General features: G+C 55.0%; 30 protein-coding genes. 16 read left to right on the plus strand and 14 right to left on the minus strand.

Annotated features, from left to right (window positions below; all coding sequences use genetic code 11):
• Nucleotides 1–399, plus strand: a complete 399-nt coding sequence (locus ABLU67_RS16600; protein ID WP_348852427.1) for a cyclophilin-like fold protein — start codon at nt 1–3, stop codon at nt 397–399.
• A gap of 234 nt (nt 400–633) precedes the next feature.
• Complete coding sequence (locus ABLU67_RS16605; protein WP_014838530.1) at nt 634–1470, plus strand: alpha/beta hydrolase; 837 nt, start codon at nt 634–636, stop codon at nt 1468–1470.
• Between the two features lie 41 nt (nt 1471–1511).
• Here ABLU67_RS16605 and ABLU67_RS16610 read toward each other — a convergent pair whose 3' ends face one another.
• The gene (locus ABLU67_RS16610; protein WP_004102179.1) at nt 1512–1730 is read right to left on the minus strand and encodes a YdcH family protein; all 219 of its coding nucleotides are present in this window, start codon (nt 1728–1730) and stop codon (nt 1512–1514) included.
• 146 nt (nt 1731–1876) lie between these two features.
• On the opposite strand from ABLU67_RS16610, the gene ABLU67_RS16615 reads away from it, so the two are divergent.
• On the plus strand, nt 1877–2770 hold the full coding sequence (locus ABLU67_RS16615) for an oxidoreductase (protein ID WP_025106287.1): 894 nt from the start codon (nt 1877–1879) through the stop codon (nt 2768–2770).
• A gap of 36 nt (nt 2771–2806) precedes the next feature.
• On the opposite strand, the gene ABLU67_RS16620 is transcribed toward ABLU67_RS16615, so the two are convergent.
• From ABLU67_RS16620 to ABLU67_RS16640, 5 genes are all read right to left on the minus strand, one after another.
• Nucleotides 2807–3055, minus strand: a complete 249-nt coding sequence (locus ABLU67_RS16620; RefSeq protein ID WP_004120166.1) for a hypothetical protein — start codon at nt 3053–3055, stop codon at nt 2807–2809.
• Between the two features lie 66 nt (nt 3056–3121).
• Nucleotides 3122–3358 carry a hypothetical protein gene (locus ABLU67_RS16625; RefSeq protein WP_154919124.1) on the minus strand — a complete coding sequence of 79 codons (237 nt, stop codon included), beginning with the start codon at nt 3356–3358 and terminating at the stop codon, nt 3122–3124.
• Nucleotides 3359–3432: 74 nt separating this feature from the next.
• Nucleotides 3433–3912: a type VI secretion system tube protein TssD gene (gene tssD / locus ABLU67_RS16630; protein ID WP_154919122.1), complete on the minus strand. Its 480-nt coding sequence runs from the start codon at nt 3910–3912 to the stop codon at nt 3433–3435.
• Between the two features lie 60 nt (nt 3913–3972).
• Nucleotides 3973–4143 carry a hypothetical protein gene (locus ABLU67_RS16635; RefSeq protein ID WP_305956153.1) on the minus strand — a complete coding sequence of 57 codons (171 nt, stop codon included), beginning with the start codon at nt 4141–4143 and terminating at the stop codon, nt 3973–3975.
• A gap of 2 nt (nt 4144–4145) precedes the next feature.
• Nucleotides 4146–4838: a hypothetical protein gene (locus ABLU67_RS16640; protein ID WP_032719142.1), complete on the minus strand. Its 693-nt coding sequence runs from the start codon at nt 4836–4838 to the stop codon at nt 4146–4148.
• 441 nt (nt 4839–5279) lie between these two features.
• On the opposite strand from ABLU67_RS16640, the gene ABLU67_RS16645 reads away from it, so the two are divergent.
• From ABLU67_RS16645 to ABLU67_RS16675, 7 genes are read left to right on the plus strand one after another with little or no spacing between them, the layout of a single operon-like run.
• Nucleotides 5280–6251 carry a phosphotriesterase gene (locus ABLU67_RS16645; RefSeq protein WP_004851020.1) on the plus strand — a complete coding sequence of 324 codons (972 nt, stop codon included), beginning with the start codon at nt 5280–5282 and terminating at the stop codon, nt 6249–6251.
• A gap of 9 nt (nt 6252–6260) precedes the next feature.
• On the plus strand, nt 6261–7001 hold the full coding sequence (locus ABLU67_RS16650) for a creatininase family protein (protein WP_032719139.1): 741 nt from the start codon (nt 6261–6263) through the stop codon (nt 6999–7001).
• Nucleotides 6994–7437, plus strand: a complete 444-nt coding sequence (locus tag ABLU67_RS16655; RefSeq protein WP_014229418.1) for a PTS sugar transporter subunit IIA — start codon at nt 6994–6996, stop codon at nt 7435–7437. Before ABLU67_RS16650 ends, ABLU67_RS16655 begins: the two co-directional genes overlap by 8 nt.
• A gap of 25 nt (nt 7438–7462) precedes the next feature.
• Nucleotides 7463–7750 (plus strand): PTS sugar transporter subunit IIB, encoded by a 288-nt coding sequence (locus tag ABLU67_RS16660; protein WP_004851015.1) that lies wholly within the window; start codon nt 7463–7465, stop codon nt 7748–7750.
• Complete coding sequence (locus tag ABLU67_RS16665; protein ID WP_004851013.1) at nt 7747–9057, plus strand: PTS ascorbate transporter subunit IIC; 1311 nt, start codon at nt 7747–7749, stop codon at nt 9055–9057. Before ABLU67_RS16660 ends, ABLU67_RS16665 begins: the two co-directional genes overlap by 4 nt.
• Before the next feature lie 16 nt (nt 9058–9073).
• The gene (locus ABLU67_RS16670; protein ID WP_009652212.1) at nt 9074–9814 is read left to right on the plus strand and encodes an SIS domain-containing protein; all 741 of its coding nucleotides are present in this window, start codon (nt 9074–9076) and stop codon (nt 9812–9814) included.
• A 14-nt stretch (nt 9815–9828) separates the two neighbouring features.
• The gene (locus ABLU67_RS16675) at nt 9829–10584 is read left to right on the plus strand and encodes a GntR family transcriptional regulator (protein ID WP_004851009.1); all 756 of its coding nucleotides are present in this window, start codon (nt 9829–9831) and stop codon (nt 10582–10584) included.
• Here ABLU67_RS16675 and ABLU67_RS16680 read toward each other — a convergent pair.
• The 5 genes from ABLU67_RS16680 to ABLU67_RS16700 all read right to left on the minus strand — a co-directional run bounded on the left by ABLU67_RS16680 (nt 10581) and on the right by ABLU67_RS16700 (nt 14252).
• Nucleotides 10581–10787, minus strand: a complete 207-nt coding sequence (locus ABLU67_RS16680) for a helix-turn-helix transcriptional regulator (protein WP_004120193.1) — start codon at nt 10785–10787, stop codon at nt 10581–10583. The genes ABLU67_RS16675 and ABLU67_RS16680 overlap by 4 nt on opposite strands.
• Before the next feature lie 2 nt (nt 10788–10789).
• A complete protein-coding gene (locus ABLU67_RS16685) occupies nt 10790–11323 on the minus strand; it encodes a DUF2975 domain-containing protein (protein ID WP_221687365.1) in 534 nt (177 codons plus the stop codon).
• 27 nt (nt 11324–11350) lie between these two features.
• The gene (locus ABLU67_RS16690) at nt 11351–11695 is read right to left on the minus strand and encodes a hypothetical protein (RefSeq protein WP_025106293.1); all 345 of its coding nucleotides are present in this window, start codon (nt 11693–11695) and stop codon (nt 11351–11353) included.
• Entirely contained in the window at nt 11692–12804 is a 1113-nt protein-coding gene (locus ABLU67_RS16695; protein ID WP_348852388.1) for a serine hydrolase domain-containing protein, read from the minus strand. Before ABLU67_RS16695 ends, ABLU67_RS16690 begins: the two co-directional genes overlap by 4 nt.
• A 392-nt stretch (nt 12805–13196) precedes the next feature.
• Nucleotides 13197–14252: an SDR family oxidoreductase gene (locus tag ABLU67_RS16700; protein ID WP_025106295.1), complete on the minus strand. Its 1056-nt coding sequence runs from the start codon at nt 14250–14252 to the stop codon at nt 13197–13199.
• Nucleotides 14253–14349: 97 nt separating this feature from the next.
• Between ABLU67_RS16700 and ABLU67_RS16705 the strand changes: the two genes are divergently transcribed.
• The gene (locus ABLU67_RS16705; RefSeq protein WP_025106296.1) at nt 14350–15237 is read left to right on the plus strand and encodes a LysR family transcriptional regulator; all 888 of its coding nucleotides are present in this window, start codon (nt 14350–14352) and stop codon (nt 15235–15237) included.
• A 71-nt stretch (nt 15238–15308) separates the two neighbouring features.
• The gene (locus ABLU67_RS16710; protein WP_049082562.1) at nt 15309–15977 is read left to right on the plus strand and encodes a class I SAM-dependent methyltransferase; all 669 of its coding nucleotides are present in this window, start codon (nt 15309–15311) and stop codon (nt 15975–15977) included.
• A 119-nt stretch (nt 15978–16096) separates the two neighbouring features.
• Here the strand turns inward: ABLU67_RS16710 and ABLU67_RS16715 are convergent, their stop codons facing one another.
• Nucleotides 16097–17404: a serine hydrolase gene (locus tag ABLU67_RS16715; RefSeq protein ID WP_048252258.1), complete on the minus strand. Its 1308-nt coding sequence runs from the start codon at nt 17402–17404 to the stop codon at nt 16097–16099.
• Between the two features lie 108 nt (nt 17405–17512).
• On the opposite strand from ABLU67_RS16715, the gene ABLU67_RS16720 reads away from it, so the two are divergent.
• Complete coding sequence (locus ABLU67_RS16720) at nt 17513–18391, plus strand: LysR family transcriptional regulator (protein ID WP_025106299.1); 879 nt, start codon at nt 17513–17515, stop codon at nt 18389–18391.
• Between the two features lie 72 nt (nt 18392–18463).
• Here ABLU67_RS16720 and ABLU67_RS16725 read toward each other — a convergent pair whose 3' ends face one another.
• On the minus strand, nt 18464–18694 hold the full coding sequence (locus tag ABLU67_RS16725) for a tautomerase family protein (protein ID WP_014229413.1): 231 nt from the start codon (nt 18692–18694) through the stop codon (nt 18464–18466).
• Between the two features lie 61 nt (nt 18695–18755).
• Between ABLU67_RS16725 and ABLU67_RS16730 the strand changes: the two genes are divergently transcribed.
• The 3 genes from ABLU67_RS16730 (at nt 18756) to map (ending at nt 20315) form a co-directional block, all read left to right on the plus strand.
• Nucleotides 18756–19223 carry a helix-turn-helix domain-containing protein gene (locus ABLU67_RS16730; RefSeq protein ID WP_014229412.1) on the plus strand — a complete coding sequence of 156 codons (468 nt, stop codon included), beginning with the start codon at nt 18756–18758 and terminating at the stop codon, nt 19221–19223.
• A gap of 113 nt (nt 19224–19336) precedes the next feature.
• On the plus strand, nt 19337–19555 hold the full coding sequence (locus tag ABLU67_RS16735) for a ParD-like family protein (RefSeq protein WP_014838522.1): 219 nt from the start codon (nt 19337–19339) through the stop codon (nt 19553–19555).
• Nucleotides 19536–20315: a type I methionyl aminopeptidase gene (map, locus tag ABLU67_RS16740; protein ID WP_004850994.1), complete on the plus strand. Its 780-nt coding sequence runs from the start codon at nt 19536–19538 to the stop codon at nt 20313–20315. The genes ABLU67_RS16735 and map overlap by 20 nt, the downstream gene beginning before the upstream one ends.
• Nucleotides 20316–20364: 49 nt before the next feature.
• Here the strand turns inward: map and ABLU67_RS16745 are convergent, their stop codons facing one another.
• Entirely contained in the window at nt 20365–21687 is a 1323-nt protein-coding gene (locus ABLU67_RS16745; protein ID WP_049079766.1) for an FAD-binding oxidoreductase, read from the minus strand.
• Between the last annotated feature and the right edge of the window lie 886 nt (nt 21688–22573).

Consider the following 22573-nt stretch of genomic DNA (forward strand, 5'->3'; position numbering starts at 1 on the left):
ATTTTTATTGCTACGACGGGGGCGGCATTTGCCGCCGGGCGGGAGAACGCGGTGAAGATTCAGTTTGAGTTCAATGGCGCCACTGTTGTCGGCTCGCTGGATGAGAGCGCAGCGGCTAATGAGTTCCTGGCGCAGCTGCCGATGACGGTGAAGCTCGAGGATTATGGTTCCACGGAAAAAATCGCCTGGCTGCCGACGAAACTGCGCCGCGCGGATTCTGGCGCCTCAATGACCCCACGGCGCGGCGACATCGCCTATTACGCGCCGTGGGGCAATCTGGCCATTTTTCGCGAGGATTTTCGCCACTCCCCCGGGCTGATAAGCCTCGGGCGGATAGAGGAGGGCCTCGCCGCGCTCGACCAGGCGGGAGCCGAAACGGTAACCATCCGGCGTTATTAAGTTCGTCCTGCGTTAAATTTTCCTTCCTGCATGCTTAACCGGGCTGTTTACAGCCCATTTATCGGATACAAAGCGAACGCTCAGTATCGGCAAAAATCATCTACACTTTTCCAGCCAGGTCATTTTCACACCTAACGAGACGCTATCGTCCAGACATAGCATCCCGCCTTAAGACCCGACCCACTGCAGGCGTCAGGCCCGCAGCCTTGTTTTCTCACGAGAGGAGTTTGTAACATGGCATTTGTGACAACCAAAGACGGCGTCAATATCTTCTTTAAAGACTGGGGCCCGAAGGAGGCGCAGCCGATCGTATTCCATCATGGCTGGCCTTTAAGTGCCGATGATTGGGATAACCAGATGCTGTTTTTCCTGGCAGAAGGGTTCCGGGTTATTGCGATTGACCGACGCGGTCATGGTCGTTCAGATCAGGTGAGTGACGGTCACGATATGGATCATTATGCCGCCGATGCCTCAGCGGTGGCGGAGCATCTGGATCTGCATAATGCCGTGCATATCGGGCATTCTACCGGCGGTGGGCAGGTTGCGCGCTACGTTGCGCAGTATGGTCAGCCGCAGGGGCGCGTGGCCAAAGCGGTGCTGATCAGCGCGGTTCCGCCATTGATGGTAAAAACGGAGAGTAATCCGGGCGGTACGCCAATCGAGGTGTTTGATGGTTTTCGCAAAGCGCTGGCCGCCAACCGCTCGCAGTTTTATCTCGACGTGGCGTCCGGGCCGTTCTACGGCTTTAACCGTGAAGGCGCGGAGGTGTCCCAGGGCACGATTCAGAACTGGTGGCGGCAGGGCATGACCGGTAGCGCAAAAGCGCACTATGAGGGGATTAAGGCGTTTTCGGAAACCGACCAGACCGAAGATTTAAAAGCCATTACGCTGCCGGTGCTGGTGATGCAGGGCGATGATGATCAGGTTGTGCCTTATCAAAACGCCGCGATACTGCAGGATAAGCTGCTGCCGAACAGCCAGCTAAAAATTTATCCCGGCTTTCCGCACGGTATGCATACCTCGCACGCCGATGTGATTAACGCCGATCTGCTGGCGTTTATTCGCTCGTAGCCTGGTGCTATAAGAAGGCCGCCATCCGGCGGCCTTCTTGTTTACATCAAGCTTTCATGCTGGAGGATTTTGAGCATCTCGTCCTTCAACATAAGTTTTTCTTTCTTCATCTGTACAAGCTCGAGACTGTATCCTTTGCCATCGACTCCTTCTATGCGGGAAATGTCGTGATCGAGTGCATTATGTTTTTCGAATAGCGACTGAAAGCGCGGATGCGTGGTTTTTAATCGAGAAATCAGCTCTCTGTATTCTGGAAACATGTACCTTCCTTGTTGATGGTGAAAAGTGTGTACGCTGACACACACATTCAGATTACCCATATGAATAAAATGGTAATGCGAACGAAGTCGCGTTTATGTTACGTACTAATGAAATCTCAGGGGCCGGAAGCGGCCTGGAGGCATAGATGACAGTTGAAGAACCCACCGTTGCGCTGATCGGTCCGGGCGCAATTGGTACCACCATCGCCGCGGCGCTGCACGAGGTTGGCCGTACGCCTCTGGTATGCGGCCGCCGTGCGCACCCGCAGCTTTCGCTGCGTTTTGATGGTGGAAATATTGTGGTGCCGGGGCCGGTCTTGACGGAACCGGCATCGGTCGCCGCGCCGTACGACCTGGTATTTGTGGCGGTAAAAGCGACACAAATTGCGGCTATTGCACCGTGGCTGCAAGCGCTGTGTCACGATCGAACGGTAGTCTGCGTGCTCCAAAACGGCGTTGAACAAAAAACGCTGTTCGCGCCATACGTGGCGGAAGCGGCCGTGCTGCCATCGGTCGTCTGGTTCCCCGCCCAGCGTGAACCTGAAGCGTCGGTCTGGCTGCGGGCGAAACCGCGCCTGACGCTGCCGGATGTTGAGGGGGCCGAGCGGGTGCGGCACGCGCTACGGGACACGCGCTGTGAAGTGGATATCAGCGCGGATTTTCTTTCCGTTGCGTGGCGCAAACTGCTGCAGAATGCGGTCGCCGGTCTGATGGTGCTGGCGGGGAGGCGGGCAGGGATGTTTGCCCGCGACGATATCACGGCGCTTGCTTTAGCCTATTTGCAAGAGGGGCTGACGGTGGCGCGCGCCGCAGGCGCCAGCCTGGACGACGGCGTGCCGCAGGAAATTCTCGCCGGTTTCCATCGAGCGCCTCCGGATTTAAGCACTTCAATACTGACGGATCGCGAGGCCGGGCTGCCGCTGGAGTGGGATATTCGCAACGGGGTCGTTCAGCGATATGGCCGTATTCACCATATCCCCACGCCGTTAAGCGATGTGATTGTGCCGCTGCTGGCCGCCGCCAGCGACGGGCCGGGCTAAAGGCGCGGGACGCCGGCGTGATAACGTTCCCCGGGATCAGATTGATTCCGCCAGCCGGTCGACAACCACTTTGCCGCTATTATCAAACTGGGTGATGCGGTAATTCACGCAATAGGAACGGCGGGTGGTAAATTGATTGAATAACGCCACCCGGCCTTTTTTATCACCATTTTTATTCACAATAATCCATTCGGTGACGTCCGTTGAATTCGCTTTACCGCTGCTGGCGTCCTGTTGTTCGACCAGACGATCCTCTTTTTCTACCTTCAAAAAATCACGTAACATTTATTTATCTCCGCTCATCATTGTTTTTAACAATACTCTCTTTATCGATTCATTCAATTAAACATTTTAATCAATGATGTTGATTATTAGTCTGAGATTAAACGTACTGAAAGATTCCATAACGTGTTGTTTATAAATAATAAAATCATTCACCTCCTTGGTGATGAAAGCGATTTTTCCATGAGCAGCGGTATTCTCTTTGAAAAATTCCCATGTGACAACGTCACTTTTATGTTGAACATTCTCCCCCGGTTGGAGCGCTAAGGTGGAACATTGCCACGGTGTTGGTGCTAAATTATCCACCAGATTTCCCGCCGGCGGTTGATGTCCTCGTGAGGCTCACAGGAAGCCTTGACCTCCTGTGAAACCCTTTGTCATCACGCACAGCAACGATCGTTCCAGCTATCACGATAGATAATATTTCCTTCCGTATACTTCCAGGTGATCGCCTCATAACGCAATTCAAGCGTTTCAAGATGAGTACTACTCATACCGTTAGGAGAGAGGTACGGTGCAACCGTTGTAAACTTGACGTTTTCCAGAATGATATTGAAATATTCGGCTTCAATACCTGATTCGAGAATACGATACATTTTGATTGTCGCCGTCTTCATGGTTCGGCCTTCGCAGACTGCGCGATACAGAAGCGGTGTTGTCTGATCAAATTCTTTTACTATCGTGATAGGGCGGTGAATGCGGGTACCCGTCAGTTTTCCCCAGCTGGGATCTACCGGGATAGTGATACCGTGGGAGAAGGATTTTAACTCGATAGATCCCATTCGTAGCGGCATTAAACAGCTACCCATAATTGGAGAACCATTTTCATCCTCAAGCCATAAATGTGCGGGTGTAGACATACTATTTCCTTATATATTCAGGAGGGTAATAATTTTCAGGGATTACCATGTTACGTATCGTTAAAAAATAAAAATTACAAATAAGAAAAAAACGGGGATAAGCCAGGCAGGACTCCCCGGAAACCATAGACCTTGAATTAAAGCAAATACTATTGTTAGCGCGGCGGGGCCATAATACGACACCAGGGACCTAAATATTCGCCTGAGCAATCTTTTAATCAAATTCATCATAATTATTGGATCATCCTCCTGATGATATCTGCAATTTCATCATCCGATACCCATTGTGCTTTAAACGCCTCGGCGCGTTCAAACAAGGGTTCTATCAGAAAATACATCATTTCCAGCTCTTTCGCGTATAGCGCTGAGTAGTAAGCAGGATAAGTCATGTGAAGACGATGTGCACTATTAACCGCTTTCTGGACAACGCCGTATATGGCAATAGCGCCTACAATCCCACCTGCTTTTTGCCCTGCCAGTGCGCTGAACTCAAGACTGAGTCTTGTGCCTACTGCGACAAATGATGCTGTTGCTAAAGCAAATCCCGCGCTTGTCAGTGAACTGGCGGCAATATGGATATTAACCGCCATAAGCTTTTTTTTAATGTATTCCAATTGATCGTTGGTTTTAAATTTGAATATTTGTTCAAAATATATTTTTAGCAAGTCGTACACGAGATTACCATGTCGCAACAAATAAATAACACCTTGTTTAAATCGAAGGTCTTCGTTTTTTTGTTGCTGGCATACATCCTGATACTCATCAGTAAAGCAGGAGGTATAATACAGCATACGCATCGCGCCTGCGCCTATGCTTTCAATCTGATTTGATACCGCTTTTCCGACGCCCGTTAAGGCACGGTCGAGTTTTAACGCAAGGATTTTATTCGTCTGTAAATAACTGATCACTTCATTCCTGTAGAACATCACTGCTCCTTGCTCGTTTTCATTAAATCCCGTTTTTGAATTTTATCCAGCGAAAGCATCCGATGGTTAAAGGGAAAATAATACAGTCCCATCCTGTTTGTCCGTGAAGTCACTGGCATAACCTGTAGGTTCTGCTTTATTACGGGAACGTTCGGGGGCATGAAAGGTATTTTTACCATTCCCTTTATAGCAGCCAGTGTCAGCCGTAATTTTCACTGAAGTATGAAAATCTTTATACCGTCCCCGGCACGATCCTCTTACAGATATAATTTCTGTTTCCGGGAAGTCAGCCGCGTAGTGCGCCGTTATCGCGTTTTAAATATCTACCGGGCTCACAGATAGAAATTTTATATGACCGATGCGAACTTGATCACTTGACTGGTCAAGTGGGTCGCGCCTATGTTGAAAGCACCTTCTTATCCGTTCCGGGGAGCAAGAAACATGGGCATCATTCGAACGTTAAACGGGGATATTTCCGCTAATCAGCTGGGCGTCACCTACAGCCATGACCATATCTACTGTATTCCGCCCTATTGGGCCGAGCGTCAGGATGACGATCTGTTACTCGACGATCCGCAGGCTTCAGAGCGTGAATTAAGCGACTTCCGCCGGGCGGGTGGTAACGCCATATACGACGCCACCGCGCCGGATTATGGCCGTCAGGCCGCAGCCGTCGCCGCCATGGCGCAGCGCCAGCAGCTGCACATTATCGCCACTGCGGGTTTTAACAAAGGCTTTCTGTGGAGCAGCAAGCGGCCGGGCTCCGCGCAGACTTTCGCCGAATGGATTGCACATTCAGACGTTGATGAACTGGTTGAACATGTCTGTCGCGAGGTCACTGAGGGGATAGAGGGCACCGAACATCGGGCTGGCGTGGTGAAGTGCGGTACCGGCTATAACGCCATTTCCCCTCTGGAACAAAAAACCATGGAGGTTATCGTTCGCGCCCAGCAGCGCACCGGGGCGCCGATGCACAGCCATACGGAAATGGGGACGATGGGACTCGAGCAGGCGCAGCTCTTTAAAAAATGGGGGCTGGATCTCTCCCGCTTATGTTTTGCTCATATGGATCGTAACCCCGATCCCTGGCTGCACCGTCAGATCGCCAACACCGGGGCGTTTCTCTCTTTCGACGGTATCAGCCGCATCAAATATCATCCCGAGCACATCCGTACCCAGGCCATCCTGGCGCTCTGCCAGCGCGGTTATCAAAAGCAGATCTTAATCGGCGGCGATTTTGCCCGTAAATCCATGAGCGCGCATTACGGCAAAGGGGGGCTGGGGCTGAAATTTATCCTTAGCGACTGGCGGCCAAGATTCATTGACGAGGCCCGGGAAGCCGGGTTTGACGGCGAAGCGCTGCTGCATGATTTCTTCGTCGACAACCCGGCGCGTTACCTCGCTTTTGCCTGAGGAGATGTTATGAAGCTGCATCGTTTAAACGAAAGCGAGGCCCGGCGGGCGTTACAAAAGGCGCGGATCGCCTTATTGCCGCTAGGCGCCGTCGAGCCGCACGGCGACCACCTGCCGCTGGATACCGATAACCTGCTGGCCGAGCGGTTTTGTGCGCTGCTTGACGAGCAGCTGGGCGAGTGCGCCCTGAGCCTGCCGGTCGTTTCCTACAGCCAGGTCTGGTCCCTGCGCGGCCACGCGGGCGCGATTGATATCGGTCATGAACGGCTGACGTCGCTGCTGGTGTCGCTGGCGGAAAACATGGCCAGCTACGGTATCACCACCACGGCGGTGATTAACGCGCATTACGGCAATTTTGATGCGATGAAAGCGGCCTCCCGGCAGCTAAAAGAGCAGGGTATTACCTTGCTTAGCTATAGCTGGGCGGGGATGGAGGAGGAGGTAAAACGACGGCAAACCACCGCGGTGGCTTACCCCGGCTATATGCATGCTGATGAGGTCGAAACCTCGCTGATGCTGGCGCTGGCGCCAGAGTTCGTCACCATGACCAACGCCCGCGCGCATTATCCGGCTTTCCCGAACAATTTTCGCTATCAGCCGATACCCTGGACCGAGTTTTCTGACTATGCGGTGCTGGGCGATCCAACTGCCGCCAGCGAAGAGAAAGGGCGCGCGTTCGTCCAGCGGGCGCTGGCGACCACGCTTGCCTCTATCCGTCATCACCTAACCCAAGGAGCCTCCGATGATTGAGCGTCAGGCGATACGTGTAGACTGCCCGGCCGCTACCCCTGAGGAGGCCATCCGCGAGGCGGGGAATGCGCTGTGCCGCGCGGGAGCCTGTAGCCCGCAATACGTCCAGGCAATGGTCGATAGCTACCGCGAGCTGGGCCCCTATTTTGTCATTGCCCCCGGGCTGGCGCTGCCGCATGCCCGCCCGGAGCAGGGGGCGATGAAAGCGCAGATCAGCGCGGTCAGGCTGCGTGAACCGCTGGCGTTTGGTCATGCGGAAAACGACCCGGTGCAGGTGGTGCTGGGGCTTTCGGCAACCAGCAGCGATGCCCATATCCACCTTATCCAGCATATCGTGACCGTACTCAGCGATGAAAATAACCTGCATACCCTGATGCATTCGAACGATCCAGAACAACTTTATCGGCTGTTAGCCAGCGGCTCGCAGCGTTTGTAGCGTGATGAACACGGAGTGAATAGCGATGAAAATTCTGACAGTCTGTGGTTTAGGTATGGGCTCCAGCCTGATTTTAAAAATGAACGTTGAGGCGGTGTTAAAACAGCACGGGATTCAGGCATCCGTGGAACATATGGATGTCTCTTCCGCCGCTTCGGCCAACGCCGATGTGGTGATAACCAACGCGGAGCTGGTGGACAACCTTAAGCATCTGTCCTGTCCGGTGGTGGTGGTGAACAACTATATCGATAACGCCGAAATCACCGCGGCGCTGACCCAGGCGAAAATTCTGCCCGCAGGAGAGCCGTCATGAGCGAGTTTCTTGGCGTGCTGCGCTGGATAACCATCAATATATTTGGTGAAGCGTCGATCTTAATTGGCCTGATTGTGCTGCTGGGGCTAGTGCTGCAAAAGAAATCGCTGGCGGACATTGTGTCCGGCACCCTGAAAGGCATTCTGGGCTTTCTGATCATCGGCGCGGGGGCCGGGATTATCGTCTCCGCGCTGCTGATATTTCAGCCGATCTGGACCGAAGTTTTCGGTCTCAGCTCCATGAACCTGACCAATATTATCGGCCAGGCGCGCTTCAGCGAACGCTACGGAAGCAGCGTGACCATCGCCATTGCCGGCGGATTCGCCATCAATTTGCTGCTGGCCCGGCTGACGCGCTTTAAATACATCTACCTGACAGGACATATGATGTTCTGGACGACGATGATCTTTGCCGGGGTGATGGTGAACACCGAGCCCGCTATTTCAGCGGTGCAGCTGACGCTGATGCTAACGGTGATTATGGGGCTCTACTGGACCCTACAGCCCGCGCTGGTTCAGCCCTGGGTGCGAAAAATTACCGGCAACGACAACGTGGCGCTGGGGCATACTTCCGCCTCCGTCGCGCTGCTGGGGGCGATTTTTGGCCAGATTTTCGCCCGCAACAAAATCAGCTCCGAAGATATCAAAGTCCCTAAAAAGTTGGGTTTCCTGCGCGACTCCAACGTGGTGACGGCGTTGACCATGGCGCTGCTGTTCTTTATTGGCACCTTTATTCTGCAGATTAAAGGTACGCCGAAAGCGGCGGAGATCCTGGCGCAATCCGGCGACCTGAGCTTCTACATCTATGCCCTCAAACAATCGCTGATGTTTACCGGCGGCATTGCCGTCGTGCTGCTCGGCGTACGGATGTTTATTGGCGAAATGGTGCCGGCGTTTAACGGCATCGGATCGCGGCTGGTGCCCGGCGCAAAACCGGCGCTGGACTGCCCGATACTGTTTAACTTTGCGCCAAACGCGGTGGTGCTGGGGTTTGTCGGCGCTTTTGTCGGCTCGCTGCTGTGGCTGACCCTGATCGGCCGCTATACCGGCTACGTTTTTATTCCCAGTATGATTGTGATTTTCTTTCACGCCGGTACGGCGGGGGTCTTCGGCAATATTACCGGAGGCTATAAAGGCGCTCTGCTGGCGGGGTTTATCACCTCGACCGTGGTCGCCTGGGGGCAGTATTTCTGCGTCACCGGCTTTATCGACAATACGATCCCGGATACCGCGCTATGGGCAGGCGACAGCGATATGTTTGTCCTCGCGCCAGTCATTCATCTTTTGACCCGCCTGCTGGCGTTCTGATATCGGGAGGAAGTCTATGAGTCAGGCCCTGAAACAGTACTACAGTCAGATCCGCCAGAAGCTGGCTTTTCTTGAGCAGCGCCCCGATGAACTCACCCGGGCGGCGGAAATCATGTCCCACAGCATTATGGGGCAGCGCAACATCTTCGTCTTTGGCGCCAGCCACGCCGGGATTCTGGCGGAGGAGATGAGCTATCGCGCGGGCGGCCTGGCCATCATCAATCCGCTTTTTACGCCTGCGCTGATGCTTAACGTCAGGCCGTTAACCCTCACCAGCGCGGTGGAAAATGTGGAGCACCTCGGTCGGGTACTGGTGGAGCAGTCGCCGCTAAGGGCTGAAGATACGCTGCTGATCCATTCGGTGTCGGGACGCAACGCGATTACCATTGATGTCGCGCTGGCGGCGAAAGCGTGCGGCGCAAAGGTTATCGCGATTACCAGCCTGGCGACGGCGGCGCGCGTGACGTCGCGCCACTCCAGCGGCAAGCTGCTGGTGGATGTGGCCGATATCACCATTGATAACCACTGCGAGTATGGCGATGCGGCGGTGAGCCTGCCGGGGATGGCGCAGAAAGCCGCGCCGCTCTCCACCATCATGGGCGCGACCATCGCTAACAGCCTGGTATTACGTATTTGCGAAATCATGCTGGAAAATGCGCGCACGCCGCCCATTCTCGCCAGCGCAAACATAGACGGTAATCAGGAGATAAATCAGGATATACTTAGCGCTTACAGGAGCCAGATACACTACCTCTGAGTTGGAGCACAAGTATGTTTGAGTCGGATGGACTCCCTCTCTATTTAAGGATAAAAGACGTTATCCTGCAGCGGATCCTCTCTTTTACCTATGACGATAAACTCCCGGGCGAACTGCTGCTCGCCGGGGAGTTTAAGGTCGCGCGCGGTACCATTAAACAGGCGATAGATTCGCTGGCCAGTATTGGCATGGTGTACCGCGAACAGGGTAAAGGGACGTTTATTAACCGCGATGCGCTGCAGAAATACTACACCGACCTCCCGGACGTACTGACCACCTTTGCTCCGCCGGGGGAGATAGCCGTGGAAGTTCTGTCGCTGATTTCGACCATGGCCGACCGCCAGGTGGCGGAGCAAATGGGGCTGGATTTAGGCTGCCAGTTGATGCGTCTGGAGCGGCTGTTAGTGCAGGGCGACCGGCCGGTTGGCCATGTGCTGACCTGGCTTAATGGCCGTATCTATAACGATCTGAGCCACGTGGACGGCAGCCGATCGCTGTATAAGCAGCTGCGGGAAACGTTCGGCTACTCGCCGGCCAACGCCACGGAACGCTATACGCCGGTGTGCTGCGATAGCCGCACGGCGGGATTGCTCAATATTGAACCCGGCCAGGCTCTGTTTCGCATTGAGCGCGTCGCCCGCGATCTGGATGATGTGGTGCTTGAATACAGCGTCACGCATACCCTTGACGCCAGCCTGTCGCTGCAAATCGCCACCAGCCAGAGCAGCATGAGCCAGCAGTGGGCCTGCACGATCGAGAAAGGGCGTTAATCCGCCTCCCAGGCGAGAATATCGCCTGGCTGGCACTCCAGCGCCTGGCAGATTTTTGCCAGCGTATCGAAGCGGATACCTTTCACCTTTCCTGATTTGAGCAAAGACAGGTTTTGCTCGGTAATCCCTACATAGGCCGCCAGCGCTCTGGACGTCATTTTTCTCTCTACCAGCAATTTGTCCAGATTAACCACTACCGCCATAGTCAGATAAACTCCTTATTCTCATTTTCCGCTCTGATCCCTTCGAGCATGGAGTGAAACGTCACAAATAACAAGCCGCCGGTCAGCAGCAGGACAAAATCGCTAAGTAAAAGAACGATCTGGGTATAAGGATGCGGCCAGTAAAAAACCAGCGGCACTAGGAAGCGAAACAGCGGCAGCAGGAGCCCCATCCCCAGCATCGCCAGCGCGATTTTTCTTACCCTCAGCGCCAGGTCGAGGCTCAGAATGGTGCGTTTTCTGACGTATTGAGTGACGCGGATCCCCTGCCAGATCGCCCAGGCGAAAAGCCCGGCGGGTAAATAGAGTATCGCCAGCAGCGCCAGCAGTTTAAAAGTCGGTGCCGTCAGACCGCTTTCATTACCGAGCGGAACCTCGGCAAACTCAAGCATATTTGCGAGGAAAAACGACTCGCCGGTAAAATAGATCCACACTGGCGTAATGACCGCCAGAATAAAAAACAGCGGTAATATTCCAGCCAGTAAGAACAGACTGAGTTTGTTTCGTGCGTTTTTCACCTTTAACCTTCCTGAATAATGGTGCGATTACAGAACCAGCACGCCTAAGCATGACATAAGGAGCAGAGATAAGACAACGTGTAGTCCGGCCGCCCGTCGCGACGGGCCGCGGAACCACGGGCGCTGCCAGACGCTAAACAGACCGATGGCAATAAACGCCGCCTGTATTGTCCAAGTCAACATTCGCATCAGGTAGCCTGTTTTACTCAGGTTATCGATGGTTTGTAATGACTCGGCAATATAAATAACAATGAAGGTGAAGAGAACATAATTAATAAGGCGTACTTTGTACCGTGCAAACCCGTTTCCGGAAATAAAGACCGCCACTGACAGCAGGGTCAATATCGCCCACAGCATATTAATCCAGTTCATCGTTCTTCCTTAACGTCGGATAGCGTGGAAAGCAGCAATTTGATTGCCGGCACAATTACCGGCCATGCGGTATCTGAGAGGATCACGACGGCGGTTTTACGCTCGGGGTCAAAGGCCATCACGGCGGCATAGCCCGCGGACTGACCATCGTGCCAGATAATATCCCGTCCCTTGATAGCGGTGGTGAACCATGAATAGCCTACCCGTGAATCGGGATCGTCGGTCGCGAACCGCGGCGCCATGCCCTGGCTTCCGGCCAGTTTTCCTGCCATAAGCGCCTGGGCATATTTCGTCATATCGACAATAGTGGAACGTACGCCGGCCGCAGGCGAGAAGGCCTTTAAGATCCACGGCGCTTCGCGTAAACCTGACGCTGACCAGCCCGGCATAAATGCCGCGTCAGGCGGCGTCGTCTCTTGCGCCACAAGCGAACGGGTCATCCCGGCCGGTGCAAAAACGCGCTGTACCAGCAACGCCGCGAATGTACGGTGAGAGGCGCGTTCCAGCGCTAGCCCCAGCAGGGCAAACCCGGAATTGGAGTAATCAAATATTTTGACCTTCGGTATCCGCGCCCGGTTAATCATTTCCGCCAGCTCCTGGCGATCGTAGCTCCACGGGTTTTCTCGTCTCACAATGGCGGTAAGCATGGCGATTTTCTGCGTGAGCGATGAGGCGAACGGAGGCAGGCCCGAACGATGCGAGACGAGCTCCTCAAGGCTAATATTCCGCGCCGGACCGACGAGCTCTGGCACCAGATCGCCGACCTGCGTCGTGGCTGTGACTTCGCCGCGCCGGATGGCATCAATCAGCAGGCTGGCGGTCAGGGTTTTGCTGAGGCTGCCAATCTCAAACTGCCTGGCATAATCATTGCCCCAGATACCATAGCGCACGCCGCCTGGCGTGATGAGCGCTGCGGCGACGTGACCGTGCGCGCCTTTGAGCAGCGGCGTTAAAAAGGCAACCAGCGCTTTGTCCCCGGATACCTGGGTGGTCAAGGGTCTGAAGCCGGGTTGCAAATAAATGCCTGCCGCCATCACCGCGACAAAAGCCAGGCCTGAGCACAGGATTTGCCAGTCACTGCAGTATCTGCGGTATCGATACCCGATCATGCTTTCTCCTTAAAATGAGTACAACCGCAATGAATACAAGGTGTACTGGACCCTGAATAGCGTGGAGCAACTGACGCGCCCGTCCCGGCAAATCCTGACATCTCGGCTGACATCGCCGGCGCGCGCCGCAGCGCCCCGGAGAGTAACCCCCCGCGCAGCATACTTCTGTTCATGACTTGCCTCTCCTGGCAATCTGGTCGGTGAAAGAGCGCGCAGATTATCCTGGTGTTTATCGTTTTACAATAAACTTTTATCGTTTTATATTTAATTAAAAAGCGGGGAGAGCCAGAGCGCGAAGCGCGAGTCGCGCGCGAAAAACAGAAGCGTGGGTTGATCGCGCGGCGTTAATGGCTCTTTGAGAGTGGCAGAATATCTGTCTGGCGGAGGCGTTATCAGGGGATAATGCGCGCGGCTCTCAGCTGAGCGAACAGGCGGAAAAACATATCGTCGGTGGCCTGCATTTCAGTGAAGCCCGCCCGGCGCAGTTTGCTGCCATCGCCAAACATGTCGTAGTTCCAGCCAAAGACGAAATCAGCAAATTTACCGTCGCTGAGCCTTAAGATGTCCGCTTCCACCAGACTCTGCCCGGCCAGTTCGCGCCAGTGCGAGCGGTAATCCACAAACAGCTGGTTAAATGACAGTCTGACCGGCGGGGCGGATGCCAGTTCAAACCAGCTCGCGATGCGCGGCCACAGCTCGCACCAGCGCCAGATGTCGCCGTTATTGACGTTGAACGCCTGGTTTTGCGCCGTTGGCGAGGTCGCGGCCCAGAGCGTGGCATCAGCCAGCAACCCGGCGTCCGTGTGATCGACAATGCTGTGCCAGGTTTTTTCCGAACCGGGGAAACGCAGCGGTAGATCCTGCGCTTTACATAGCGAAGCATAGATCGCGATGCTGAGTGCGAGATTCATGGCGTTGCCGGGCACCGTACTGCCGACCACACCCGGCCTGATCGCGTTCCAGCGCCACGTTTTTCCGCGCTGGAAATGGCTGAGCCAGGTGAGCTGAGCGGCGTTAAATTCGGCCCCGGGTACGCCGGGATCGCTTTCACGCGCCGGGGTTTTGAACGGACCAAGATGCGCGCCGTACACTTTGTATCCCTGCATCAGGCTTACCGTCCGTAGCGGTGCGGTTTGCTCGATGTTGCTGACCAGGTTGCGCAGCATGGTGACGTTCGGTTCAACCATTTCCGCCCAGTTCCCGGCGTTGGCCCATGCGCTGTAAAAAATGTGGGTGACGCCGTTGAGCGAATGCAGTTTTTGCGCGCTGTGCTGCGCATCCAGTAAATCGACGTGAATGAAGGGAATGTTTTCCGGGTGGGACGATGCATGGCGGCTGAGGCCGATAACCTCCCAGCGATTGCGTAACAGCGTTTTCACCAGTTCTCTGCCAATAATGCCGCTGGCGCCGGCGACCAGGGCGATTTTGGGTTGCGGTATCTTATTCACGTTGCTTCTCCAGGGTGGGTGACAGAGGCAGTGTGGTATATTATTTTTTTCACGCATATCCCGTAAAACTGATGGCACTTATAAGCAGAATCATTAAATGAATAATAAGCTCAACGCCATTGCCACCTTCCTGCGCGTGGTAGAAGCGGGATCCTTTTCAGCGGCAGCCCGCCAGTGCGGAATGAAACAATCCGCCGTCAGTCAGCAGATCGCGGCGCTTGAGGAGGAGCTTGGGGTGGTGTTGCTGCACCGAACCACGCGTGCGATGGCGCTGACCGAGCAGGGAGAAATTTACCGGCGCGATATGCAGCTTTTGCTGGAAGCGATGCATGAAGCGGAAAGGCGCTTACAGCCAACCGATCGCCAGTGGCAAGGCCGGGTGCACGTGCAGCTGCCGAGCGGCCTGGGGCAGCTCTTTTTGCCGCATCTGCTGGCGCTGCAGAAAATGCACCCCGAGCTGCGTCTGACGCTTTCTCTTGATGACCGCATTGCCGATCTGGTTGCTGAAGGAGTGGATGTCGCGCTGCGGTTGAGCAGTGAACCGCCGCCGGGGAGTGCGGCGCGCGTGCTGGCGCGTATTGAAACCGCGCTCTTTGCCGCCCCCGGTTTTAAAACGGTGCATGCCGTCAGCGAGCTGGCCGCCCACCCGCACGTGCGGTTCAGCGGCATCGCGCAGGACGCGCCGCTGCGGCTGGTCTCGGGTGATAAAACGGTTGATATGAAAGTCAATACCGTGTTTCGGGCTAACACCAGCGAAGCGCTGCTGCAGGCGTTAGAGTCCGGCATCGGTATCGGCGGCATGCAGTTACCCCTTGCGGCCCACGCTTTGCAGTCCGGCAGGCTGGTACCGGTATTACCCGCCTGGCGATTACCCGATCGCGTTCTCTATGCGGTCTATCCTGACGCCCGCTTTATCCCACCGCGGGTAAGAAGTATTATCGACGTGATTGAACAATTGCTGCCTGAGATGACGGAGCGTGTCTGACGGTTGGTTTTTCTCCTGCCTCTACCGCGCGTAAAGTGACGAGCGTTGCTGCTGACAAAGGCGTCTTGATTATGAACCGCTATGAAAAAGAGTATCGGCAGTTGCTGGCAAATGGCGCTATCGCCTGGGCTGGCGAAGGTTATTTCCGGGCCAAAGAACAGCAGGAGCGCGTTTTTAGCTGGCTTCATTTACAGCACTATTTCCCCCAACCCGGCGCGCCTGTCCTTGAACTGGGGTGCGGGAATGGCGCGATGGCCGCGCAGTATTTTGCGGAACGAGGCTATTCGGTGTGGGGGATAGATTGGTCCGAAACCGCGATCCGATGGGCACAAAATCGTTTTCAGCAAGCGGGTCTCCCGGCAAATTTTTTTGTCGGAGATGTCTGCCATATTCATCAGTGTCAGGATGCGACGTTTGAGCTCATTGTTGATGGCAGCTGTGTGCATTGCCTGATTGACGATGCCCGCCACCTCTGCTTTGCCGAAGTCAGAAGATTACTGAAACCCGGAGGACGACTGGTGATCGGCTCCATGTGCGGAACCCCGCGTCATGCCGAGGATATTCTCGCGTACGATCCTATCCGCCATCATTTACTTAAAGAGGGCAAACCCTGGCGTACGTTGCGACCGCTCCAGGCCCTGCTGGACGAGATTCGTGCGGAGCAATTTACGGTTCTTGAGGTGAATATTAATGAGAACGCATGGTGGGATCATGCCACCGTGGTATGTAGAGTCGATTAACCTTCACGCCTCCCGTCCGCTCGGGCCTGGAGCGGACGGGGAGCTTATGGGTAAACGTGAACGTTCTGCCGCCGGCGACGGTGCCAGGCCCCTGATTCAGGCGCTCAGCACCGACGGGGTTAATGCAGTGCCTTCGCTATCGCGCTAAACATCAGCGAGGCTTCCAGCGGTTGGGCGCTGAAGGCGGGCTCAGCCTGCGGCCAGGTCGACCACTGGACGATGACCAGATTTTCCGCCTGATTAACCATTATCATCTGACCAAAAATGCCCAGCGCCCACAGCGAATGTTGAAGGGATGCCTGCGGCGCAGGTTCAACGTTGGTCGCATTGGCCGGCACTTCATTGTTCCACCACTGGTAGCCGTAAATACCGTGTGGATGCGCCGCGGACACCGAGCCTGCCGCCCGAGTCCAGCGTGATGACTCGGCAACCCAGTTTTCCGGCAAGATCTGCTCGCCGTTCGGCAGCAGGCCGTTATGCAGAATGAACTCACCGAAGCGCCCCCAATCCTCTAACGTGGCGTTAAAGCCGTGCGCGCCCACATCGTGCTCACCTTTTGTGTAGGCATGCCACACGCCGTCGCTCGCCATACCGTAGGGTTGCCAGATACTTTTTTCCAGATATGCCGCCAGCGTCATGCCGGTGGCGCGTTCCAGCACATCCCCCAGCAGCCATGCGCCGCCGGAGGAGTAAGACCAGTTCTCGCCGGCAGGATGCGCGCGGCGCAGGCCGGACACCAACTGACGTACGCAGTCATAGGCGCCGGGTCTGGCTTCACACTCGGTAAGCCGGGCGAAGTCCGATTGCGGATTAGTGTAGTCCTCATTCCACGCCACCCCGGAGGTGTGGCTAATCAGCTGCTTCAGGGTCACACCGTCCCAGGCGGTGCCTTTCAGGTCGGGTTCATACTGGGTGATGAGATCGTCGAGCGAGTGAATTTTGCCCTGTTTAATCGCCACGCCCACCAGGGTGGCAACCACGGATTTGCCCACCGAGCGCGATGTCCAGAGAGTGGTGTCGGTATTGCCTTCTGCCAGATATTTCCAGGCCACTTTGCCATTTTTCAGCACCAGCATGCCGCTGACGTTCTGGCGCCGCAGGTAATCCTGCAGATTCCAGGTTTGACCGTTCACCCGATAGCTTGCGTCGGTTAAGCGTTTCGCCGCGGCCTGCAACGGCACGGCATTACCGTGATGAAACACATCGCCAGCGTAATTGCGGTAGTCGTTACGAAAGCCGATTACCCGGTCGGTCTGGCTCCAGGTGAGCATGTTGTGGGGATCCGGAAGCGGCGCATCAAAGGGGGCGGGACAGACGCTGAGTTCGGTGCCGGTACAGGCGGCCTGCGCGGCGGGCGCCAGCAGGACGCTGCAGAGACTGATAACAACGCCAGACAGCAGGCCAGGGTTAAACACTTTGCTTTTCATATTTTTACTCGTTCAGCTCAGGAAGGTGTTCAGCTTAAAAAAACGCGGCCTATAATAAAAAACGCATCATGGGGGAAAATCCCCCACAACAACTGAATGGAGGGCCGTATGCCGAGCCTGATATATTCTTTTGCCCAGCTGGAGGCCTTCACCGCCGTGGTTGAGTGTAAAAGCCTGGCGAAAGCGGCGCGCCAGCTGGGCAAGGACCGGACGACGCTGCGCGATTTAATTGAGTTCCTCGAAGATGGCCTGGGGTATGCGCTGTTCCTGCGCGAAGGGCGAAGCCTGCGCCTGACGCCGGAAGGTGAGCAGCTGCAGCGGCAGGCGCACCTGCTGATGCGCCAGGTGAAAGCGTTTGAAGCGTTTGCCAGGGCGGTGCCGAACAGCGCCACGCAGGACATGACCCTGGTCTACGATCCCTTTACCCCCAGAACGCTGCTGCAGGGGCTGATTAGCGCTATGGCCCAGCGCAACGTTCGTCTGAGTCTGATAAACGCGTCGCGCGACGAGGCGGAAAAGCTGCTGGCGAGCGGGCAGGCCGACCTGGGGATCTGCCAGGCGCGCCATCGTAGCGTGGGAGACGCTATGGAGTGGCGCGCCTTAGGGGCAATCGAGATGGATTTTTACGCCGCCGAAGCGCTTTTTCCCGGCGCTAAACAACCGCTATCCCTGCTGGAACTTTCGCTGGCGCCGCAGGTGATTATGCACCCGGATACTGACGAGCCCGTGGCCCGCCGTCTGCAAATTTCAGGACATACCATCTTCACCAACGACCTGGAGATGCTGCGTGGCCTGCTTGAACAGGGCTGCGGCTGGGGATTCTTGCCGACGCACATGAATGCGGCGCGCTGGAAAAACGTCACAACCTTGCGCACCGAAGTTGGCAATCAGGGGATCGGCCAAACGATGGTCACTATCTGGAAGCCAGGCAACGACAGGCGGGCGCTGGTAGCTGACACGCTGGACTTGTTGCCGGCATTGTGGTGAAAGCCGGGCCTCGCTGCTGGCATTTCGGCGACAGGGCGAGGCGTAAATCGATAAATACGCTACCTTGCAGAGCTATTGAGCAGACGAAAATTTTGCCGCGATCGCTTCAGCCGTGGGCTGTATGCCGCCCAGACTCCACTGTTCCGGCTCATGCTCATCAATGCGAACCCAGACTGAACGGCGGAACTCGGGATCGCCTTTCCCTTCAATTTCGACAATCAGATCGGTCATGCGGCGTAAAAGCTCTTTTTTTTGCTCCGGGTTCATTATTCCTTTAATGGTTTGTACATTGACGAAGGGCATTGTATTCTCCTTGATAAGCTAGGTCTAAAATTCATACTCAGATTAAAGAGCGAAAGCGGACATGTCAAAAAATAATTCAGTTGCCTACCTATTACCGGAGCTTTGCGGGCTTTCTGCGGCAGCGGAAATCCTGGGAGATCGGTGGGTTTTGTTGATTTTAAGAGAGGCTTTCTACGGCGTGACGCGCTTTGAAACGATCCGCTCGCATACAAAAATGCCTAAGCAGACGCTGGCAAACCGGTTAAAGAAAATGACGGAACTGGGTTTACTGAGCAAAACGCCTTATCAGGAAGAAGGCGTGCGCGAACGTTATGAGTATATCCTTACGCCAAAAAGCCGCAGCCTGGCGCCGATCCTGTTTTCCCTGATGGCGTGGGGGCATAAAAATATCCTGCATGATGAACCGCATATTGCGCTGGTGGATAAAGAGAGCGGGGACGTCGTCCACAATGCATTTGTGACGACGAAAGGCACCGTTGTTGAACCTCGGAACATCCAGATAGTGGCTCTGAACCTTAACCAGCCGTAGCGCGGGCGACAAAAACCGCAACCCCGTTTTCTGCTTTCTGACGGCAAACGTTGTCTGCTTGAGCGGGGAGGCGTAATATACGAAACATATATAAATTGTTACGGTACGTATAAATGGGCATTGTAAAAATTTCCGACCTGCTGCACGACGATATTCGTGACGCCAGCAAGGCGATGTCGCGTTCGGTCAACGCGCAGGCGGAGTACTGGATCCGTCTGGGTATGATGAGCGAGCTCTATCCCGAACTTAACCATCAGCAAATTAAGCTGCTGATGCTCAAGTCCGGCTCTGACCGGTTGCTGGAGGTGATCAATGCTATCAATTCCCATTAAGACCGCGGATGAGCTGGCCAGACAGCGCCGCGCAGGTGAGCTGTTGGCCTCGGTTTTCGACATGCTGGATACCTTTATTCAGCCCGGTATCTCCACCATGGCCATCAACAACCGGGTAGAGGATTTTATCGTCAACGATCTGCATTCGCGCCCGGCCAGCAAAGGGCAGTATGATTTCCCCTACGTGCTGAATACGTCGATCAACGAAGTGGTTTGTCACGGTATGCCAAAGGAGAGCGAGCATCTGAAATCCGGCATGATCGTGAATGTGGATATTACGCTGGAAAAAGAGGGGCTGATTGCCGATTCCAGCAAAATGTATCTGATTGGCGAGGTTTCACCGCTGGCCCGTCGGCTGGTGCAGAAAACCTACGAAGCGATGTGGAAAGGGATCAAGGTCGTCAGGCCGGGCGCGACGCTGGGCGATATCGGCCATGCGATCCAGACTTATGTCGAAGGTAACGGCTACAGCGTGGTCAGGGAGTACTGCGGCCACGGCGTCGGCAGAGAGATGCACGAAGATCCCCAGGTGCTGCATTACGGCATACCGGGAACCGGCGCCGTGCTCAAGGAGGGGATGGTGTTTACCATTGAACCGATGGTGAACCAGGGCGATAGCCGGATTAAAACCAAAAAAGATGGCTGGACGGTGGTCACCCGCGATAAAAAACTGTCCGCGCAGTGGGAGCACACCGTCGCCGTCACCGCGGATGGATTCGAGGTCCTGACCCTGCGTAAAGATGAAGCGATCCCGGAGTAGCCCAAACAACAGGTTTCACGCCCGGGCAGTGAAACCTGTCAGACAGCGACTACGCGGGCATCTCTTTGCGCCCCACATAACGCTCTTTCCATAATGCGCCCGCCACCCCGATATCGAGGAATGGCGAAGGCGGCATAACGTTCGCCTGGCCGAGCGACTGCATCGCGGCGATCAGCGGGTTGTCCTGGCCCATCGCCAGATCGGCAAGCAGCGTCCCGGCGATAGTCTGTTTAGATACGCCGGCGCCGTTACAGCCCCCGGCGGTCCAGATCTGCGGCGCAAGACGCCCCCAGACCGGCGCGCCGTTGCGGGTGACGCTGATGGTCCCGGACCAGGTTCGCTCCAGCGGCACATCCTGCAGCTGCGGATAGGCCGTATGGAACAGCGCCAGATGCTGGCGCGCGGCGCTGGCGGTCTGTCCGGCGGTAATCACTCCCCGCAATGCCGGATCGACATGCTGGCGGACCAGAAAACGATGATCGTGGGTATAGCGTAGCGTGGCGCCGGCGATCGCGTTGACCGGCGTTAATCCCCAGCTTTCCATTGCCGGCAGACGCTGGCGCTGTTCAGGGGTGAGCGGGGCGGTAATGCTGGCGTAGGTCGCCATTGACGCCTGGCGGCTCACGGTGGGCGAGAGTTCGCGGGAGAGCGCGTTGGTCGCCAGCATCGCCTGGTCGGCGCGGATCGTGCCCTGCAGCGTCGTCACCCTGACGCCGCCGTTTTCCTGGCGCATAGCCAGCGCCGGGGTTTGATGGTAAACCGTGACGTTTTCCGGCAGATGACGCGCGAGGCCAGCAATCAGTTTCGCCGGGTTCACCAGAATACAGCCGGGGGTGTAAATTCCTTTGCTGTAGAGGCGGGTTCCCAGCTTCTGGTACAGCGCTTCGCCGTCCAGCAGGCTGTAAGGCTCCTGCATCAGCTGCAGGTTATCCACATACTCCTGCATAATGGCTTCGCTGGACGGATCTATCTGGCAGTGGTATTTCCCGACGTTTTCCCATTCGCAGGCAATCTGGTGCTCGGTCACCGTTTCATCGAGCAGGCGGATCCCCTCCTGGAGCAGGGCGCGGTAATCCTGCGCTTTTTTCAGCTCGGCGGTAGAGCTGCCGATATTGTGCGGCAGGCCGATGATAAAGCCGGAATTTCGCGCCGAGGAGCTGGTCGCGGCGCATTCGGCGTCGATGAGCACGATGTTCAGCTGCGGATTGAGGCTGGCCAGCCTGCGGGCAAAGCTTACGCCGGCATAGCCGGAGCCGATAATCACCCAGTCAGCTTTAATGTCGCCGCTCAGCGAGGGCTGTCGATAAAGATCTTCTTCATTAAGCGGCCATCCCACCTGATTTTGATTGAAAGGCACTGATGCAAATTTCACGGTTAATCTCCCTGTGGAAAAAACACCTGCAGGGCAGGTGTGAATGGGGTTGCCGCTCTCCGCGTTTTTGGTCTGGAGTGTGAGTCGGCAAGCGCCAGGGCAGCGTCTGAAAAATCACCACGCTGAATGATAATCACCTGGACAACAATTCAGCAGAATAACAAGGAACAGGCAAAATAACACCTCTTGCTGTAGGGGTATGCGGTTTTCTCTGGCCTGCGATATCACCCTGACGATTCACTACGGCAGCGAGTCGGCTACCTGGTTATTCCTTTCCTCTAACCCTGCAAGATACCGCATAAGATATTGCTGTGGATCATGATCGCATGACCAACATCTCTATAAGGTTATTTCTTCCGCAGAGGGAATTTTGACCAACTGGTAAAATATAGCCTCTCCGCGCTCCTCTCTATAAAGAAATCCTGCCCTTTCATAGGATTTTTCAGCTTTTAAACTTCGCTTCCTACAATATGTATTAGGAATTTTCTTACGGATGAGTCCTAATATTCCACAAGCGCATCGATCTTTTGCAATTGTATGAAATACATGGTTTTTTTAATTGCGTGATGCTGTCGATGAAATTTTTTTAAGTTGTGAATATATTTTTTTAAATTATTGGTAATATTTTTACATACATTGTCGTATTAAACTGCTTTTGCGAGATTTTATCCTGCAAATTATTTTTTAATGAAATTATTAGCTCGTAATGCCCCATGTGGTAGATGCATATGTTCAATTGTAAGCTTTTTCAAGTTAGTATGATTTCGCTGTCAGGAATACACATAACTCAAGAGGATATAGCGGTATTTTGTCAGCATAAATATGCGTTATTATCTTCTGATGTTATTTCCAGGATGGTTATCCAGTAACTTTTAATATAACGGAA

Origin of the sequence: Klebsiella sp. GN_Kp190 (assembly GCF_040061795.1) — a bacterium.
Classification (GTDB): domain Bacteria; phylum Pseudomonadota; class Gammaproteobacteria; order Enterobacterales; family Enterobacteriaceae; genus Klebsiella; species Klebsiella michiganensis.